The sequence below is a fragment of the Flavobacterium piscisymbiosum genome (genome assembly GCF_020905295.1).
Classification (GTDB): Bacteria; Bacteroidota; Bacteroidia; order Flavobacteriales; family Flavobacteriaceae; genus Flavobacterium; species Flavobacterium piscisymbiosum.
Genome location: NZ_JAJJMM010000001.1, coordinates 2,530,024 through 2,545,487, shown reverse-complemented (window position 1 = coordinate 2,545,487; position 15,464 = coordinate 2,530,024). Strand labels below are relative to the sequence as shown.

9 protein-coding genes are annotated in these 15,464 nt (G+C 34.4%); all 9 read right to left on the bottom strand.

The annotated features are described in order from the left end of the window. Positions 1-14: 14 nt before the first annotated feature. The 9 genes from LNP81_RS11180 to LNP81_RS11140 all read right to left on the bottom strand — a co-directional run bounded on the left by LNP81_RS11180 (position 15) and on the right by LNP81_RS11140 (position 15,431). Entirely contained in the window at positions 15-1,637 is a 1,623-nt protein-coding gene (locus LNP81_RS11180) for a RagB/SusD family nutrient uptake outer membrane protein (RefSeq protein WP_230035815.1), read from the bottom strand. A gap of 11 nt (positions 1,638-1,648) precedes the next feature. After that, the gene (locus LNP81_RS11175) at positions 1,649-4,732 is read right to left on the bottom strand and encodes a SusC/RagA family TonB-linked outer membrane protein (protein WP_230035814.1); all 3,084 of its coding nucleotides are present in this window, start codon (positions 4,730-4,732) and stop codon (positions 1,649-1,651) included. Between the two features lie 512 nt (positions 4,733-5,244). Next, positions 5,245-6,270 (bottom strand): LacI family DNA-binding transcriptional regulator, encoded by a 1,026-nt coding sequence (locus LNP81_RS11170; protein ID WP_230035812.1) that lies wholly within the window; start codon positions 6,268-6,270, stop codon positions 5,245-5,247. Between the two features lie 251 nt (positions 6,271-6,521). Next, on the bottom strand, positions 6,522-7,037 hold the full coding sequence (locus LNP81_RS11165; RefSeq protein WP_230035810.1) for a cupin domain-containing protein: 516 nt from the start codon (positions 7,035-7,037) through the stop codon (positions 6,522-6,524). Between the two features lie 35 nt (positions 7,038-7,072). Further along, entirely contained in the window at positions 7,073-8,014 is a 942-nt protein-coding gene (locus LNP81_RS11160) for an ROK family protein (RefSeq protein ID WP_230035808.1), read from the bottom strand. Positions 8,015-8,307: 293 nt separating this feature from the next. Next, positions 8,308-8,997: an SGNH/GDSL hydrolase family protein gene (locus tag LNP81_RS11155; RefSeq protein ID WP_230035806.1), complete on the bottom strand. Its 690-nt coding sequence runs from the start codon at positions 8,995-8,997 to the stop codon at positions 8,308-8,310. Between the two features lie 360 nt (positions 8,998-9,357). Then, the gene (locus tag LNP81_RS11150) at positions 9,358-11,283 is read right to left on the bottom strand and encodes a sialate O-acetylesterase (RefSeq protein ID WP_230035804.1); all 1,926 of its coding nucleotides are present in this window, start codon (positions 11,281-11,283) and stop codon (positions 9,358-9,360) included. A gap of 172 nt (positions 11,284-11,455) precedes the next feature. Continuing rightward, complete coding sequence (locus LNP81_RS11145) at positions 11,456-13,099, bottom strand: GH35 family beta-galactosidase (protein ID WP_230035802.1); 1,644 nt, start codon at positions 13,097-13,099, stop codon at positions 11,456-11,458. Between the two features lie 124 nt (positions 13,100-13,223). Then, on the bottom strand, positions 13,224-15,431 hold the full coding sequence (locus LNP81_RS11140) for an endo-1,4-beta-xylanase (RefSeq protein ID WP_230035799.1): 2,208 nt from the start codon (positions 15,429-15,431) through the stop codon (positions 13,224-13,226). Positions 15,432-15,464: the final 33 nt, after the last annotated feature.

Genomic DNA, 15,464 nt, shown 5'->3' with positions numbered 1-15,464 from the left:
GTTGTTAGTTAGTTTTACCAGTTTGGATTTTGAGATAAATTAGTATTAATCAAACGCTCATCTCTTGGTATTGGCCATAAATAATGTTTATCAGGATCAAAAGTTCTTAAGTTCACTCTTAAATAACCATTGTCTACAGATGATACACCAAATTTTGCTCCGTGTGCATAACCATTCAAAACATCTTCGGCAGTTTTCCATCTTCTAATATCAAAGATTCTTAAACCTTCCATAGCAAATTCTGTACGACGCTCATTTCTTATTACTTCTCTAAGTCCTGTTTGTCCTAAAGCACTATTAAAAGATAAAGCTGCTGCATCTGTAAAACCTGCACGGGTTCTTAATGGTTTAATGGTTTGATCCCATACGGCACTTGTCATTTGGTTCAACTCATTTTTAGCTTCTGCGTACATCAACAATATATCGGCATAGCGAAACAACATTAGATTTAAACCTGACTGCAAAGAAGTTAAATGTTGTGTATCATAATACTTACGAGTGTAATATCCTGTAGGAGTTGATGATGATCCTTGTACAAATTCATCTGTTGGGTTTCCTACTGAAGTACCTGGTTTAATGTAAATAATATGAGAACTTCCGTCTCCTTCTTTCCAATTGTATTTATCGTAAACTATAGTATTTGTAAGTCTTGGATCTCTATTGATATAAGGATCGTTTTCGTTGTATCCTGATCCAGCTTCGTTGATTTTTTTTCCGTTCATCATTAGATAACTGTCTACTAATTCCTGAGTTGGAGCCAAAGCATTTAACCTTGCACCTGCAGACAGTGGAGCCATATCAAAAAATTCTCCCCACATTCTAAATTGTGGTACATATTGTAAACTTAAAATATCCTCGCTGTTATACTCATTTTGCTGTTGAAACAAACCTTCGTAAGAAGGAAACAAACTGTATGTTCCGTAACTCATTGCAATAAATGGTTCTACTGTTTTTACAACATCATCCCATTTTCCTTCATACAAAAGAACTCTGGCTTTTAGCGCTACAGCAGCACCTACAGTAATTTTTCCTCTGTCGGCAGCGGCATATTGTGTGTTCTTTGGTAATGCCGGAATTATAGCATCCAATTCGCTTAAAATAAAGGCAATAACTTCTGCATGCGATGTTCTGCTTACCGTTGTTGCTTCTGTAAGAGAAGGATCTTTCTTTATTAAAGGAATATCTCCAAACCAAGTTGTTAACTGAAAATGTTGAAAAGCTCTCAGGAAACGGGCTTCTGCTTTCATTCTCGCAATTACAGTTGCATCGGCATTAGGAACACGGTCGATATTTTCTAATAAAAGATTACAGGTTTTAATACCCGCATATCGGTTATTCCATTCGTCTTTTATTCTTCCTAAAGAAGGATCATAAATTCCGGCCCCGATTGATGCAGCTCCTGCATTATCTCCTCTTCCGTTAAAAGCATTATCAGATAACGCTTCATTATAAAAGAAATATTGACTGGTTTGCATTTGCGAATAAGCCGTATTTAGAAAAGTCTGGGCTTTATCTACACTTGTCCAATAATTAGAATCTGTAAATTGATTTTCAGGCGCAAGGTCCAAATCTTCACAGCTTACCAATAGTAAGAGTACAACTGGTATGAATTTTATGTGTTTAAGTATATTTTTCATTTTCATTTTTTTTAAAAGGTAATATCTATACCCATTCCGTAATAAACCTGCGTTGGATAAGCTCTTCCGCTGTTAGCTCCTGAAGGTGTCATGCTATTGTTGAATTCAGAAAGTTCCGGATCAACAAATTTCACTTTAGATAATGTAAGTAGATTTTGTCCTGAAACATAAACATGAAATCTGCTCATTCCTAACCTTTGCGCCACATCATCTGATAATGAATACCCTATTTGCACATTTTTTAGTCTTGCATATGCACCATCATACAAATACATGTCTGAACCTCTTCTGAAGTTGTTTGTATTTGATTGTGTACCATTGTTTGCCAATCTTGGATATTTTGCATCCGGATTTTGAGGCGTCCAGTAATCTAATTGGTTCGTGTACATTGTCATACCATAATTGTAGTGAAACGGCTCTACAAGCTCCCCTCTAATCATCATGGTTCTTTTTCCAACACCCTGAATAAAAATGCTTAAATCAAAATTTTTGTAATCTAAATTATAAGTAGCTCCGTAAGTATATCTAGGGAAAGGATTTCCAAAAACAAATTTGTCATTGTCATCAATTTTACCGTCTTTATTTACGTCTACATAACGGTTATCGCCTGGCTGTACACTTAATCCTTCAGGAACTGCTGCTCCTTTGATTTCATCCCAGTTCTGAAAAATTCCATCTCTTTTTAAACCAACGTATGAATTGAAAGGCAATCCTTCACGAAGAATAACCTGTAACTCTTCTACTCCGGTTAATCTTTCTTTTCCGCCATAGTCTAATACTTTGTTTTTCGAATCACCAAAATTCACCATCAAAGTATGATTTAACACTTTTCCTTTATGTTTGTAAGTCGCGCTAATTTCCCATCCTCTGTTTCCTACTTTACCAGCATTAAACATTGGTAGTCCTGTACCAAAAACTCCCGGTACTTGTGGCGGAACAAGAATGTCTGATGTTACTTTATCAAAATAATCGAATGAAAATGATAACGCTCCTTTAAAGAAATCAGCATCGATTCCCGCATTAAAAGTGGCTGCTTTTTCCCATTGAATATCAGGATTTGCAAAATTATATCCTGTACCGCTTACACCGCTATTGTTGAAACCATAAGCATTTTGAAAAGTAAAATAAGTCGTTTGATATTGATAGTTACCAACGTTTTGGTTTCCTAAAATACCGTAAGAAGCTCTTAGTTTAATGTTACCTACTTTATCATTATAGCTTTCCATGAAATTTTCTTTGGTTAATGCGTAACCAAGCGTTCCTGAAGGAAAGAATCCCCATCTTAATTCATCTCTGAATTTTGATGAACCATCATATCTAAAACTGAATTCTGCAAAATATTTATCTTTAAAATCATATGATGCACGACCAAAAAGAGAATTAAGACTATTTTTTGATGAACTTCCATTAGAGTTATAAGAGTTCTCACCAATTACTGTTTCACTGGTTGGAGTTCCCAAATCCGGATCTGTGTATTTTTTGTAAATTCCGATTCCTCTGTCTGAATGGTTTTCGTTAGAAACTCCAATCAATCCGCCCACGTTATGACTTCCAAAACTTTTACTGTATTCTAACATAAACTGTGTGTTCAGGTCAAGACTTTTTCTGGTTTCATCATTTGTATCTCTGTCAGCACCATAAACTCCCTGAGGCGAAAAATTCACTTCTTTTACTCTGCTGTACATACTTCCAGACCATAAACGTCCTCCAAAAACACCTTTTACTTTTAGGGAATTTGATAATTTAAATTCTGCATTCAAAGCTCCAAAAATATCATCATTATCATATTTTCTAAAACCTCCCTGCTCTAGAATACCCAATGAATTAAACTGTTGTAATACATCATTGGTCAGGTAATTACCCTCTTTATCTTTTTGAGTATAATATAACGGAACCCTGAAAGCATCTGCCATTAAGGTACCTGTGCTTGATGAGTGATCTGTAATTTTTTGTTTTGAATAGGCTAATGTCGACGTTAATTTAAATTTACCGTACTCGTTCGTAAGGTTTATTCTAAAGTTGTAACGTTCCTGACCTTTTTTAGGCCCAACAAATGTACTTTCCTGATCCAGATATCCTAATGAAACTAAATAAGTAGAGTTGTCGCTTCCGCCCGAAAAAGAAAGGTTTTGGTTTAATTGAAGTGCCGGTTTTACAATTTCTTCTGCAAACCATTCTGTATCACCATTTGCTTTTAGCTCTGCAATTTTAGCCGCCGAAAATACCGCAGTTGTTTCACCAGAGTTATATGCCGCTTCATTTCTTAGCATAGCATTTTCGTATCCGTGTACCGGTTTTGTAAAATATTTTGGACTATTAAATCCTGTAAGACTGCTGTACTGAATAGACATTGGTTTACCTTTACTTCCTTTTTTGGTGGTAATAAGCACAACTCCATTACTGGCTCTCGATCCGTAAATCGCAGCACTACCCGCATCTTTTAACACAGATACACTTTCGATATCTGCAGGATTCAAAGCATTAATATCTCCTCCTACTATACCATCTATAACTATCAGCGGACTATTATTTCCTAATGTGCTTATCCCACGAATGTTAAGATTTAAGCCTGCACCTGGCTCAGAGTTTGTTTGCTGAATTGTTAAACTTGGCGCCTTACCCTGCAAAGCCAATGTTGCATTTACATTAGGTCTATCTTTAAATGCATCATTATTAACCTGATCGATGGCACCTACAACTTTTCTTTTCTTTTGTGTACCATAACCTACAACAACTACTTCATCTAATGCTGAGACATCTAAGTCCATAACCACATTAATAACGGTTCTGTTATTTACTTTTAGTTCTATTGGTTTGTAACCAATCATGGTAAAGCGTAAAGAACCTGTTCCGTTTTTTAATGTTATCGAATAATGCCCGTCAAAATCAGCATTTACTGCATTTCTCGGATCACTTACATCAACAATAGAAACTCCCGGAAGAGACAGTTTGTCTGAAAGTGAAGTGATAACCCCAGTAACCTGAGTTTTTTGATTCTGGGCAGTAACCTGGTTATACCCGCCACAAATGAGAATAATTGTGAGAAAAAAATGCATATACAGCATTCTTTTCTTTCTGCAATTTGATTGTTTCATCATGAAAATTTTTGGTTAGTTAGTTTTTATTGAATTAATACTGAAGTTTTAAAGAAGGTTCTTAAAAAGTTTAAAAACACCTCAAATATTTTTAAAAATTAACTTGTGAAGTTTTTGATCGGTTAAAAGGTTCCGGTAAATTTTAATCGTTAAAAACTCAACAAGCCGTATTAACTTATGAATCTGTAGCAAACATACTAAAACGTTTTAGTAAAAAAAAATTTATTTTAGCAAATATAATTTTAATGTTAATTTTATAAGATATACACTTATTTCGATTATTTTATTGAATAAATCTCAGCGAAATTCAACGAAAACGTTGTAATCGATGTTAAAATTCGTGATGTTAAAAAACATGTTAAATGCATTAGAGATGCAAGAGAGTGTATTTTTATAGTAAAAATTATATAAAAAAAAACCTGAGAATCAATACACCTATTGAAGCTCAGATTTTTGAAATATTTTTGAAAAAATAAGGTTTGAATTTTACCTTATAAAGAAGTAAAAAAAGGCTACTTAACCAGTGATGATTCCCGTATTATTAATTCTGTTTTTAACACGATTTGATGACTGGTTTCACTCACATCTTTTTTCTTTAAAAGAGGCAGCATCAACTCCATCAATTTAGTACTTATTTCTATCAAAGGCTGAGAAACCGAGGTAATAGCAGGATCGTAAATTTTGAACATATCATTGTCGTCAAAAGCTATAATTCCCAGCTCTTTTATTAGTTTTGGATTATTCTCCTTCAAAACTTCAAGTCCGCTTTGTGCAAGGTAGTTGGTGGCAAAAAAAACAGCATCCAAATCCGGATGTTTTTTAAAGAAATCATGAACATACTCCTTGCCTTTTCCTTTTATAATTTCATTAAAAGGAATTTGAAGCGTATGCGGTTTTAAACCATTTTCTATTACTGCACTTTCATATCCGGACAAACGCCCTTTCATCTGAGTCTGATCTGAAGCTGTGGTAATAAAGCCAATATTTTTAAACTTATTGTGTATCAGGTGTTCTGTAGCATCAAACGAAGCCTGCGCATTGTCGATAACCACACTGCTGCAATCTAATCCTTCAAAAAATCTATCGAGTAAAACTACCGGAATATTGTCTTTTATTAAACCTTCGACAGTATCTTTTATCCCCGGGGACGGTACTAAAATAAACCCGTCTACCTGACGAAAATTAAACAAACTGATTAATTCATTCGATTTTTCGTCATCATTTTCGTTACTGCAAAAAATAACTTTATATCCTTTTTCGTAGGCTATATCTTCAAAAATTCGGGCCAGTTTAGAGAAGAAATTATTAGAAATGTCCTCAACCATAAAAACCAGGATTTTTGATTTTCCGGTTCTAAGACTTTGCGCAATTTGGTTGGGTCTGTAATTTATTAATTTTGCATAATCTAAAACCTTTTTTGTAAGCTCTTTAGAAATATGCTTTTCTTTTGCCTTACCATTTAATACAAAAGATACTGTTGTTACAGATATCTTTAACTCATCGGCAATATTTCTAATAGAAACAGGTTTTTTCTTCATTTCAAGGTCATTTTAATTTAAAATCACAAATTACGCCCAAATATAGTAAAGTTATTATTGTTGTGTTAAATTAGTACTATTTCACCTAAAATAAGTTGCAATGTTTTAAAGACAAAGACGCAAAGTCGCAAAGTTTTTTGTTTCACGCAGATTTAAATTGATCTAAGCAGATTTTTTTTATCATTTTTAATCGTTTAATCGGTGGGTAAATAAAACTTGGCGACTTGGCGTCTTGGCGGGATTATTTTTTATTAACGTCCAAAATCATCCTGAAGCCTCACAATATCTTCTTCATCCGAAGGATTGTCCTGATCTGTATGCTGCCAGATTTCTGCGATAATTCCCCATGAATCCAAGCCTATTAAACGGTGACGCTCGCCTTTATCCATCTTAATAAAATCGCCATTTTGCAATGTTTTCAAATCGCCTTCGACATCTGTATCACTAATTTTAACTCCCACAGGGCCTTCAACTACTTTCCAGATTTCTGCTCTTCTAAAATGATATTGCCATGATAATCTTTTCTCTGGTGCAACTACCAAAATTTTCGGACTTAATTTATTGGTAATCTGAACCTCATCGATTTTTAAATGCGAAAAAAATGTGGCAATAAAATCACTTGCCTGACTTTCATCAATTACAAAAAAACCTCCCCAAGGTCTGGTCTGATCTTCATTTACTATTTTAAAATTATGATTTTCAATTTCATTTCTAATTTTGTCAAACACAACTGCTTTACTGTCTTTATCTTCTATTGTGGTATTCATGGTTTATTTTTTTTTAAAAGATTTTTATTTTTCTATTAAAAATAAGGCAGTTCTGCTTTAATTCTTTCCCAAAAAACTTCATTGTACAAATAACTTGAACCTAAGATACTTGTCTGCTCTGTATTTTCAATAATAGAAATGGATATGTTTATATTTTTGCTTTTTAAATTTTCCTGAAATTTTGATAAAAACAATCGGTTTGATTTGGCAATATTTCCTCCAAGAATCAAAACATCTGCATCAAAATCAAGAATAAAAGGCGCTAAAAATTCGCTTAAGTTATTCGCAAAATCATCAAATATTTTAGCGGTCGAATAATCTTCAATAGCGGCAATTTCCTTAACTCCGTCTGTTAATTTATTTCCTGTAACACTTTCGTATTGATTTAAAAACCATCTGGTCGAAAAATAGTTATCGGCAATACTATCCTGAAAAGGCTTGTCCCATAAACAACCGTTATGCGGAACATTACTTCCTTGTGTAATAGGCAGTTTATTGTCTAAAAAAGCAGCTCCAAAACCAGTTCCCAACGTAATAGCAATTACTTTACTATTCAATTCAGATTCTTGTTTAAGCGACCCTCCTACTCCAAAACAGCTGGCATCGTTAAGAAACCTAAAGCTTACATTTTGTGTGCTCAGGTATTTTAAAAGTTCTTCTGCAACCGATACGTTATACAAGGATTCATATTTATCATTTCCTTCAAACATGGCAATTCCGGTTTCGTACTGGAACGGGCCAGGCATAGAAAAAGCGATTCCGATAGCATCACTTGAAGAATAGTCGTATGTTTCCTGAATTATCTGAATCGTTCGATTGATTATCTCTGCCCATTTTTTAATAATTACTTCTTTAGAAGCTTTACTATCTACGGCTCCGCTAAAATATGTTCCCGGAATTATTACAAAATCATTACCATTTACAGCAGCACTGCTTATATGGCTTCCACCAATATCTACACCTATTGTTATTGACATTTCTTATCCATTTTAATTTTTTTACTTATAATCAATTCAATTAATTATCTATTTTTTATTCTATTTCTTTGAAAATAAGACTCTTTAGAGATTTAAAAAATAAAATTCAAACCTAAAAATAAAGACTCTTAACAAACGATACTATATTGTCAAAAAACAATACTATTCTACTGAATGGCTATCGTTGCGCTTTTTTTACTTTAAAAAACATCAAAATCTTTCAAAATACACTCCTATTCTATTTACATCTTCAAATAAAATAGGATCGTGATAAATTTGAAAAGGTTTTTTATTTACTTTTTGAGCGCTTTTGCAATTACTTTTTCTAAAATTGGCTCCATAATAGCATAACCGGTTTCATTAGGATGTACGCCATCTGTCCCTAATTCATCTTTTAGTCCTAATTGCTCGTTTACCATTGCTGAAAAATAATCGGCATAAAAAAGTTTATTTTTATCTGCGTATGCCTTAAGCACATTGTTTAGTTCGACCACTTTTTTAGCAGGTTCTAAACCAGGCTTCCACTTAAAATCTAATGCCGGAAGAACAGAACAGATAATCACTTTTATACCGTTTTGTTTTGCCAGCTCACACATTGAAAATATATTCCCGGAAGTTGCCTCAAGCGAATAAGGTCCGGTGTTTTGGGCAATGTCATTTATACCTGCCAAAATAACCACCACGTCGGGTTTTAAATTGATTACATCCTGACGAAAACGCAACAACATTTGAGGCGTTGTCTGGCCGCTTATGCCTCTATTGATATATTTTTTTGCATTAAAAAATTCAGGTCTTTTATTGATCCAGCCTTCTGTAATTGAATTTCCCATAAACACAACCCTGCTATGATCCTGAGGGCTTAATACCGGAACTTTAGCATTTTCGTCTTTATAACGATTTAAATTGGGCCAATCCTGAGCGTGGGAAATAGTTATAGAAAAAAAGAGTAGTAAACAGTAATAAAAATATAGTGTTGTTTTCAATTTGAAAGAGGTATTCGATTACAAAATTAGATTTGATAGTTCGATTTTATCATTTTGAATATTAACTAACAATAAGTAGTATGAATAAAATTTTAACATTAAGCATTACAATTAAAAAAGTAAACACTACAAACACTCAGTAATACACAAAAAGCAAGATCATCCCGGCAAATATACTAAAACGTTTTAGCAAAAAAAATATTTTTGAAAAAATTAATAATCGAACTCTAACTTTTCAGTTTAAATAAGTTAAGGAATAGGTTTTAAAATTGGTTTTGTGTGTTTGTTTTTAGCAATAAAAAAAATCCAAAGTACGGGTATACTTTGGATTTTTTTGTTGGGAATTATAGCAAAACTAAGCTACTGTTTTGTCTCTAAATTTGCTTCAAAAGGCGAAGCTGGCAAATTCTCTTTATTGTACAAATTAGCCTCTACAGGATTATCTGCCCAAGCATATCTCACTTTAAACGGATCAATAACCGCGTCGCTCCAGACTATAACTTTATCGTCTTTTATAATCGCATTTGCCCAAACAAAATGACCGTCATTTCCGGCAATTGCAAAACTTTTTAATTCGCCATTATCTTTAACCATTAAGCCTGATCCTACATCTGAAAAACTCAGAATCAATTTGCTTTCTTTTTGTTCAATTGCCTTAAAAATTGGCCCTGAAGCTACTAAATTTTTCTCGCCATAAACTTTTTTTCTTGCCTGTAATGCGAGTCTTTTACCAACATCGTATTTGTTTAAAGGATGAATATCATTCCATTCGCCTAAATCTATGGTTACTGCCATTCCGGTGTTTGGTACTTTTAAGGTATTAAGTTGCTGTTGCCTTAAAGCAGCCCAGTTACTTTCTACCGGTTCTGTTTTTGGATCCATAAAATTGGTGAGTTGTACGTATAAAAAAGGCAATTTTGGCTGCTGCCATTGTACTCGCCAGTTTGTAATTAAGGTTTCCATTAAAGCATAATATTCTGATGGCTTTTTGGTGCTCGATTCGCCCTGATACCACAAAACACCCTTTATTGAATAGTTTTTTAATGGCGCAATCATCTCGTTGTACAGTCCAACTGGTTTCCATCTCACAAAAGTTTGTGCGGGTAAAGGCAGCATTTTGGCTCCTAATTGATATTTCCATGATCCTTTTAAATCTAAAGTATCATTTCCTAAAACCAATTCGTAGGGCTTGTCTAAAACAAAGCCTCCTTTACCCGAATTATTGATAACCCGAACCGAAATTTCATTTTTACCTTCTTTTAAAAGATTACTATTGAAGGAATAAATCCTTGGCGGATACAAATATGAAGTTGTTCCCACAAAATGATTGTTTACATAAACCGAATCGGCATCGACAATTCGTCCTAAAATAAATTTTGCTATGTTTTCCTGTACTTTCGGAATCGTAAATTCTTTTCTGAACCATACGACTCCATTTACATTTCCTAACTCATTATCTGCCCAATATCCCGGAACATTCATTGTTTTCCAATTTGAATCATCCAAATCTGAATTTTTCCAATTGTTTTTTAATCCTTCATCACTATTATTGGCCAATTTATACCATTCCTGACTAATTTTACGATCATTTTCGTCGATTTGTTTCTCAAGTGTTCCATCTTTATATTTTAAAAATTCCTGATAATAATCGGGAAATTTTTTCACATTTTCTTCGCTGATCCAGGATTCGGCTGGAGAACCTCCCAAAGCACTATTTATCAATCCAATTGGAATTTTATATTTTTCATAGATCTCTAAAGCAAAAAAATAAGCCACTCCTGAAAATTGTAAAACGCTTACAGGATTTGCCGAGATCCATTCTCCTGCTGTGAAATCTTCTTTTTCATTGGCAAAATAATATTGATCCGGAACCAAAAACTGCCTGATGTTTGCATTTTCTGATTTAGCAATAACTTCTTTGTATTTGTCTTTTAAACGACCCATAGGAAGTTCCATGTTTGATTGTCCGGAACATATCCAGACATCACCGAAAAGGATATTTTTTAAGACAATTGTATTACTCGCTTTCAAAGTCATTTCGTAAGGACCGCCTGCTTTTTGTGACGGAAGTACAACTAACCATTTACCTTCTGCATTTGTAATTGCCTTGTATGTTTTATTATCGAAAGTAAGTTCTATTTTTTCTTTGGCGGAAGCCCAACCCCAAATTTTTACTTTGGTATCGCGTTGTAAAACCATTCCGTCACTGATTAAGCGCGGTAATTTTATTTGTGCGTTTGTGCTAATGCTAAGGAGTAACGTAATGAATATTATTATTTTTTTCATTTGTTGTTGTTTTTTTTTGCCCACGGATTTTACGGATAAAACGGATTTTTGCTGATTTTTCTTTTATCGCCACAAATTTCACGAATGTCCACTAATCTATACTTTGTGTTGATTTTTCAATTTTACGAATTTTTTAATTTGTGAAAATTCGTGAAATTCGCGGCTAAAAAAATCATTCATAAGTATACAATTTCAGTTTTTGAATTTCGTAATCGCCTACGGATATTCTTAAATGTCTTCCCTGATGGGTTTGGTCTCCGTTAAAATGTCGGATGGTTCGCCAGGTTTCATTTTCGAATTTTCCCTGATCTGTTTTTAAAATTCCTGCATTTAAATTTTTATTTTTTAATGGTTTAAAGGTGACTACAATTCCGGATCCGGCGATGTAAAACTCATCGGTTCCTATTTCGATAATTACAGCAGCTGATGTTGGCCAGGTATCTTCTTTGGCACCATCTGACCAATTTAAGGTATAATCATGTTTGAATGTAAATTCGTAATTGCCTAATTGAATAATCTGCACTTGATTTTCCTTATCTAATAAAACGCCGTCAATTTTCCCCTGACCTTTATTCGCTTCAATAACAGGCATTAATTGTTTGACTAAATCATATATTTTTCCCAGTGGTTCTTTTTTTGCATCAACAACAGATTCAATAGAAAAAGGCGAAAAACCCATTGCTTCATAATGTCCTATGGCATACAAACCTTTGAATGGTGCGCTGGCATCAAAACGATGTTCGGGTATAAATAAAGGATCGCCCTGACGGGTAAATAGATCATTCCAGTGTTTGAATTCAGGATTGTAAAAATCCGGAGAAAGAAAATCAATAGCTGTTCCGGCTGCTTTCCAGACATCCATAAGATGTGGCAACGGACCGGCACTTGGATATTCTCCCGGTTTTTTATCCGGCGCGTTTAATGCTGCGTTTACAAACATTGGTATGGCATAACTGTCCTTTCCGGCTTTAGCTACTTTATTGGTGAATTTAGCAAAATACCAGGCCATAAAAATCTCATCGGTCTGCAATCCTTTTCCAAAAATTTGTTCCCAATTTCCTGAGGTTTTAAAACCATTTTTCTTCCATATATCTAAAAATTCAGGAACTAGTTTTTCTTTGTTCTTTTGCAGGTATTTTATTAATTCTTCGGGAACTTCTTTTTTGAAAGCTGTATTCGCCAACGGATGATAATCTCTGGCAGTTGGCAACATTCCTATTTCATTTTCGACCTGCATCATAATTACTGTCTGCTCTTTTTGATCGAAAGCTTTAATATGCGCCATCAATTTCTGAAAAGCATTTAAATCTGCCTGTAGATTGTTTTCGCCAAAAGGCGTTAAAATTTCATGACTTTTATCTTTGTCATCTTTTATTCTTGGATATTTTTTTTGGTTTAATTTTACCCATTCCGGAGCATGACTTGACATACTGTTTTTCCAGGATCCGAACCATAAAAAAACTATTTTCAGGTTTTGTTTTCTGGCTTTCAGAATTAAATCATCAACTAAAGAAAAATCAAACTTACCTTCCTCCTTTTCTACTAATTCCCAATAAACAGGAGTTAAAACCGTATTCAGATTCATATCGGTTAATTTTTCCCAAATAGGTTCCATGCTTTCCATACTTGTTGCCGAAGAGTTTCCTAATTCGCCACCCAGTATAATAAAAGGTTTTTCGTTCACAATCAATTGGGTTTTGTTGCCTTTTTTATGAAGGCTTGGTATTTTATCCTGACAAAAACCAATTTGTGTGAATAAGAAAATCAATAAAAAAAATCTGTTTTTTGAAAAATCAAACATTCTAATTCGTTTCATATTAAAAATTAATAGTTTTATTGCACTCTTAACTAAAGTTTGAATTAAAAGTTAAGAAAACAAATAATCCATAGCACAAACCCATTTCGGGATTTGTACTACGGATTTATTTATCAAAAGAAATTTATGGTTTTACCAGTTCTCCAGAAAAATCTTTACTCACATCTTTTCCTGCAAGTCCATCTGCAGTTCCTTTATAAGCATGTTTACGAACATAATTGGCATCCCAAAGGTTTGGAGATTCATCAGGAAGCCAGAATTCATGCTCTTTTACGCTATCAGAAACGCCCCAGATTGTTACACCATATTGTTGCGGTACAGGAATGTGTTTTTTATACATATCGATCACAAATTGATACATTTCAGACTGAGCTGCTTGTTGCGCTACAGTTGGTGCATTTGTTCCTAATCGTACATCTAGTTCAGAAATTTTAATCAATTTTCCTGAAGCAGCTAATTTTTGGAACATCTGAACAATTTTATCTTTGTTAGTAGTCAGGCCAATATGCATCTGAGTTCCAATTCCATCAACAGTTCCGCCCTGACTTTCGATGTATTCGACATACTTGATTAAACCTTCGCATTTGTCTAATCTGGATTCCAGATTATAATCATTTATAAATAGCTTATCTGTAGTGTTTCCGTTTTGACGGGCTAATTTAAATGCTGTTACTGCGTAATCTTTGCCCAAATATTTTGCCCATGAAAAATAATCTGTAGCCGTATCTCCTTCATTACCGGTTCTTAATGTTCCGTCTTCTTTCATTGGCTCATTTACCACATCCCATGCAAAAACGCTTGTTTTATAATGTGTCATCATTTTAGAAATCCAGTCTTTCATGGCATCTCCGATGATTTTTGTTTTTTCGGCATCGGTTTTCTCAATGTTTATTGGTGCTGTTACGCCTCCTCCTCCAGAAACTTCGCCCGAAGTTACTACCACATTATCAATATAATACGTTCCTGCAGTTCCTCCCAAATCAAAGTTCAAACCTGTCTCTGTACCATTTCCGGTGAATTTCCATTCGACTAATTTCCAGGTTGTCGAGGTAGCCTGATCTCCCTGATAATGTGCTGTAGCTCCTGTCGTTGAACATCTTACAGAACCTGTTGCTTCAGATTTGATCATGTATGAAATCGTATAATCTTTTCCGGCTGTTAAGGTCGAAGTGAAAAGAGAATTAATCTGTGTTTTCCACTGATTTGCAGCGTCCGAAACTGCATTTACTACTTTCATGGCACCACTTCCTTCATACGTATTTGGAGCAGCAGCAAGACTTAAGGCATCTGTTGCCCCGTTGGCTTTTGTCCATCCCGTAATTCCTGAATTAAAAGTTCCATTAGGAATTAAATTTACAATACCCGATACAGCGTCAAGATCTACAACGGCGATTGTATTTACATCTATTAAATAGATAACATTTGGCAGATATCCCAGATCTAAATTAAATTGAAAAGTAGTACTTCCTGCTTTAAAATCTCCCGGAGCCAATTTAATTTTAACTTGCTGCCAGGCTGATGTTGTTGCAAAAGCTTCTGTATAACTTCCTCCTGAATTATACCAATCTTTATAAGGATATTGATTGGCTAAAGATGCATTAAAAGAAATACGACCTTTACCCGTTACATCTGATTTAATGTAGAATGAAATTTCATAATTATGCCCTGTTACAATAGGAACATTTGGAGAGGTTAGCTGCAAACTATAAGATTGCGCTGAAGCTGAACTTGAAGCTAATTGAATTGCCTGTGAATTGGTTGCTAAACCGGAATTTGCAACAATTGCGATTCCTTTTCCCGGATTATTTCTTGCCCAATTGGCAAAAGTGCCACTTTTTAAACCGGCTACATCAAGTATGTTGGTTCCACTTGAACCCGGAATTACGGTTGGTGCAATAAGACCATTTAAATAACTTGCATTTTGGTTCGAATGCCAAACCAAAGTATGACCAAAAACTGTTAGTCCTGCTTTTTTTGTTTCTGCAATAAAAGCATCAATGGTTGCAAAATTTATTTCGCCTTTTGCATTGACCATTGCGCCGTGTTTCATGGCATAACCCGGAGTTACCTCATCGAAGTTTTCGTTTACAATTTTTCTGTACGCAGCATCGCTCATGTACAAATCGGCTCCGATACCGTTTCCTAAAACAAAATCAGTATAGGTTTTTAAGGGTTGATATCTGCTGATTTTTTCAACCAGTTCTAATGGAAGCTCTGCTCCTGTCACTGCGCCATGATCCGGATCTTTTTGCCAGTCCATTTTGTTGTCGTCACATGATGACAAAATCATTAAAGACGAAGCGATTATAGGGAATATATATTTATATTTCATTTTTACTATTTTTTTAAATTACACGATTTATCT